Here is a 4313-nt window from a genome sequence, read left to right as displayed (position 1 = left end):
CGAAGGTCACTGGTTCGAGTCCAGTTCCCGCTACTAGCAAAGACAAGGCTTCACAGAAATGTGAGGCCTTTCTTTTTTACAATGGGTACAGAATAGGTACAGAATTTGGCTTTTTTAAAAACTTATAACTTTTACTATTATTGAATTCATTTGATGCTATGTTCTATTGATTTGCTAGAGTGCCAAATTTTGGAAAAAAACATTTTTGAAATAATTTTATCCTGATTTTGAAAGGAATAAAGGTTAATTTGTGACAATTAAATCTTATTAATGTATCAAAAGTATTTGTTAAGAGTTCTTGTTTATATAGTTGTATGGGTTGTTGCAATTGGGGGTTTTACATTCCTGAGAGAATTTGGACAGGTGGTAATTAAAGATTATATCCCTTTCGGAATTTATCAGCAAATAGGTGTTCATTTAATTTTAGGAGTTATAGCGGGAATTATATTTGGTAGCCTTCAGTTCATTTTTGACAAATTCATATACAAGTTTGTGAGTTTAGGATTTGCTTTATTGCTGGGTTCGCTGAGCTATCTCATAGCTATTTTCTCGCTTTTGAGTTTTGCTATAGTAGTTTTTGCCGGTATCTTAGAAGAAGATCTTCATGTAAAACTCTATATAGAATTGCTCTTTTCAAAAGAAATGCTGCCCATTATGTTGTACTGTTTTCTTATAGCTTCCTCAATAAACTTTATTTCTGAGATAGACAAAAAATTTGGTCCTGGTAACTTAAGAAAAATGCTCACTGGAAAGTTTTACTCCCCAAAGGAAGAGGAGCGAATTTTTATGTTTATGGATCTGCGATCCTCAACCAGTATTGCTGAAAAACTGGGGCATATTAAATACAGTGAGCTAATCCAGGATTGTTTTAAAGCTGTTTCTGTGGTTGAATTTTATAAGGCAGAAGTTTATCAGTATGTGGGAGATGAGGTGGTGCTAACCTGGAAAAAACAAGCAGGCCTTAAAGACAACCGCTGCATAAAAGCATATCTGGCCTTTCAGGAAAAAATTCTTAATAAAAGAAATTATTACATAGAAATGTATGAAACTGTTCCTGAATTCAAGGCCGGGATGCATATTGGAAAAATAACTGTGGCTGAGGTGGGAGAGATTAAGAGGGAAATTGCCTATCATGGCAACACCATTAATACCGCTTCCAGAATTCAGGAGGAATGCAATGCTATGGGAAAAGATTTTTTAATGTCTGAAGATATTTTAAAAAATATTACCGAGACAGAGGACTTTAAATTTGAATATGAGGGTAATATTCGACTAAAGGGAAAAAATGAAGCTATAAAAATTTATAGTTTAAATCAATCCTACTAAGGCTTATATTTTACTGCTTCAAAATATCCAGCTCATTTGTCTTGATTACATAGCCTACTCTAATCATATTAACATGTTCAGTATAGTTTACAAGGCTTTCAGAATACCCATTAAACCACTCCAGCATAAAATACTGATTGGACATTTTAAATGGGCGATAAAAAATTCTGGCACGATAAGCTCCTTTCCAGTTCCATTCGAGTCCTTTTCTTAGCATAAGTTCCGCCATAAACTTCTTCGGAATAATATCGTATTCCAGGTTTGCTTCCGCAAGTCCTATATAATCCAATAGATCGGGGTTTCCGGTTTTATAGGAGAATGGTAGCCAGGCTTCTGTCGTTAATTTTAATTTGGGGTTTAGCATAAAAGAATACTCAAGGTTTACACTATTCCAACTTCTGGAAAAAATACTGTCCCTGCCATTAGATTCGTGCTCGAGCATAAGAGAAGCAAGGCCAACAAGCCTATTATTCTTATTATAAACTGGTTTTCCAAAACCTATGGAGGGATTGAAATTGATCTCCTGGAATGGACTCGAATTTTCGTAAATATTCCAAAAGGCTTTCTGAGTATAAGTGAGAAAGAGGTAGGTATCCCATGGCAGGGTATTACGGGTCATAAGCTGTTTAAAACTTATCTGATATTTGGCATCAGCAGTGCTCTTTGTGATTTCTTCATTTAAGGGCACTCCCGAAATAAAGAAATTATCTTTATGAATGGAAAACGCAGGTGCTTCTTTAATAAGTGAATCCACCATTTTTTCTGTAATTCCCTGGCTATATAGATTCTGGAAACAAAATGCTATACTGGTTATAATACAACTGAATAGTAATTTTTTCATAATTTATCTAATAATAGAAAAGTGTCGCGCCGTTAAGGCTGGGCTGCGACACTCTTCAAACTTCAACTAACCAAATTTGAAGTTGTTGATCTTTTACAGGTTTTTATTCTTTAAGCCAATCCATAGCTTCATGTTCTTTATCAAGAGGAAAGGCTTTTATATTTATATTTTTAAAGATCTTACCTTCCATTTCTGAGACGCTGGCAATCCATTTTTCATCGGTCAAGATAGCGTACCTTGCAATTTTATTTAGAGCAGCAACATCTACTTTTATACCTGAGAGTATAACATTTATATCTTTATAAGCTTTAAAGTTTTTAAGAACGGCCATAAGTTTTATCTGGTCTTTTTGGTCATCCTTGAAAATTTCATATAATGCCTCAACCCCAGGTTCGTCCAAACGTTCATCTATTACAAAACGATAGATTTGAGTGCCTGAAATTTTTTCAATTTCCATGTTCGTTAAATGCTCCCTGGCGTTCACTGTATTGTTTAAATCGTCATCCAGCCATTCTATAGCTTCTGTTCTTTCATCCAGTTTGAAGCTTTTCATGGGTATGTTTGGAGTTAACATATTACCTATAGGCAGTAAAGCTTCCAGCCAGGATTTATCAGTTAGAATGGCATATTTTTCAATGGCATTGAAAGCCTTTGATTTTATCTTCAGGGTTTCGTTAAAAGCTTTAAAATTTTCAAATCCCGGAAATTCATTGAAAATCCCCAGAAGTTTAATTTTTTTATCAGAAGCTTTTGTTTCCAGTAACTTCATAAATTCGTGCATTTCCTTTTCAGAAATATCATCTGAAATTTCGAAACTATAGATGTCGTAGTTTTCAATTTTTTTGAGATTGAGCATAGTTGTTGAATTTTTAATTAATACTATTTTTAATTTTATGAATCATCATCGCCACCAAAAAGGCGCTTGAAAAAGCCGGCGGTAGTATCTTTCTTCTGTTCTTCCTTTAATTCTTTTCTAAGCTTTTTTTTCTCTTCTGAAGTTAAATTCTCCTTTTGCTCTTTTGAAAGTTTACCACTTTCTTTCGCATCCCGAAACGCATCCTTATATTCAATACTTTCATCGGTTTCCCCTTTAAAAGCTTTGAACCAACCGTTCTTGAAGATTCCGCCAATGGTAGGCCAAACCCCCGCTTGCGTGTTGTTAAGGTCTCCTTCTATAGGCACTTCAGTAGCAATGGTGTCTGTTCCTTTATTCTTTAGTATAAATTTAAAAAAACTGGTAAAACCTTCCCAAAGGGTTTCCAGAAAACCATCTTCTTCGCCAATCATGGTGGTATTGGTAAGCATAGGTTTTAAGTAGCCTTTCAGGTATCCATCTGCGATGGCAATTTCACTATATAATTCAAAAGTTCCAGATTCAAAATCCAGTCCTGCAAAATAGCTGGTAAGCTCGTTCAGGGCTTTTGCTTCAGATTTTTCCAGGGAAAAGGAAATATCCATATCGGGGATTTCTTGAAAAAGATTCATATTCCCGTCTAATTTCACCGTTCCACCTCCAAATGATACTCCGGTAGCGGTAATAGGGGAGGGTAACACCCGATCTTTCTCAATAACGTTGCGTAAATTTCTGGCAGAAAGCTGCAGTTCATTAATCTGAAGGTCGATATTGGGTTCAGCCATAAGCCCTACCAGGGCAATTGTTCCATCATAAACTTCAAAATGGTTTATTTCCAGCGGAACGATATCTTTTAAGGCATTTGTCCAGTCATCCACATCGGCAGATTCTTCGTTAGGTGCGGTCTTTTGATCTTCCAGGACATAAATAGCTTCCGGACTGTTCATAATAATTTCAGCAACAATAGCACCCTTAAAAAGCGCATTCCATTCTATGGAAATATCGGTTTCCGGAAATTTGAGAAAGGGAATCTGAGTTTCTGCATCAACTTTATTCAGGTACATTCCATTAATAGAATATGCGCCGCGATATAGGGAAAGATCCACATCATCTACCTGACCATAATATCCGGGGATATCTGCCAGTACGTCGTTTATGTAGCCTTTTACCCAGGTTGGAAGATACAATCTCGCACCAATGAGGATCAAGAGAATGATTAAAGGAATAAGCACCTTCTTTTTTTTATAGAACGGACGTTTTTTTGAATTCATACTGAAATTGTTTTAGCGACCC

4 protein-coding genes are annotated in these 4313 nt (G+C 35.7%); 1 reads left to right on the top strand and 3 read right to left on the bottom strand.

The genetic code is table 11. The features are described 5' to 3' along the window. The first annotated feature begins 270 nt into the window (after positions 1–270). Positions 271–1326 carry an adenylate/guanylate cyclase domain-containing protein gene (locus tag RM529_RS16055; RefSeq protein WP_311485761.1) on the top strand — a complete coding sequence of 352 codons (1056 nt, stop codon included), beginning with the start codon at positions 271–273 and terminating at the stop codon, positions 1324–1326. Positions 1327–1336: 10 nt separating this feature from the next. On the opposite strand, the gene RM529_RS16050 is transcribed toward RM529_RS16055, so the two are convergent. The 3 genes from RM529_RS16050 to RM529_RS16040 form a co-directional block, all read right to left on the bottom strand. Then, positions 1337–2167: a phospholipase A gene (locus tag RM529_RS16050; protein WP_311485760.1), complete on the bottom strand. Its 831-nt coding sequence runs from the start codon at positions 2165–2167 to the stop codon at positions 1337–1339. A gap of 103 nt (positions 2168–2270) precedes the next feature. Then, the gene (locus RM529_RS16045; RefSeq protein WP_311485759.1) at positions 2271–3023 is read right to left on the bottom strand and encodes a SpoIIAA family protein; all 753 of its coding nucleotides are present in this window, start codon (positions 3021–3023) and stop codon (positions 2271–2273) included. Between the two features lie 35 nt (positions 3024–3058). Then, on the bottom strand, positions 3059–4291 hold the full coding sequence (locus RM529_RS16040) for a DUF748 domain-containing protein (protein WP_311485758.1): 1233 nt from the start codon (positions 4289–4291) through the stop codon (positions 3059–3061). Between the last annotated feature and the right edge of the window lie 22 nt (positions 4292–4313).

The organism is Autumnicola edwardsiae (genome assembly GCF_031846505.1).
Taxonomy (GTDB): domain Bacteria; phylum Bacteroidota; class Bacteroidia; order Flavobacteriales; family Flavobacteriaceae; genus Autumnicola; species Autumnicola edwardsiae.
Note: the sequence above shows the minus strand (reverse complement) of the source record. Positions and strands in the feature narration are given on the sequence as shown.

Bases quoted from the DNA above. Each gene is read 5' to 3' on its own strand.
- RM529_RS16055 (WP_311485761.1), top strand. From the start codon at position 271: ATGTATCAAAAGTATTTGTTAAGAGTTCTTGTTTATATAGTTGTATGG.
- RM529_RS16050 (WP_311485760.1), bottom strand. From the start codon at position 2,167: ATGAAAAAATTACTATTCAGTTGTATTATAACCAGTATAGCATTTTGT.
- RM529_RS16045 (WP_311485759.1), bottom strand. From the start codon at position 3,023: ATGCTCAATCTCAAAAAAATTGAAAACTACGACATCTATAGTTTCGAA.
- RM529_RS16040 (WP_311485758.1), bottom strand. From the start codon at position 4,291: ATGAATTCAAAAAAACGTCCGTTCTATAAAAAAAAGAAGGTGCTTATT.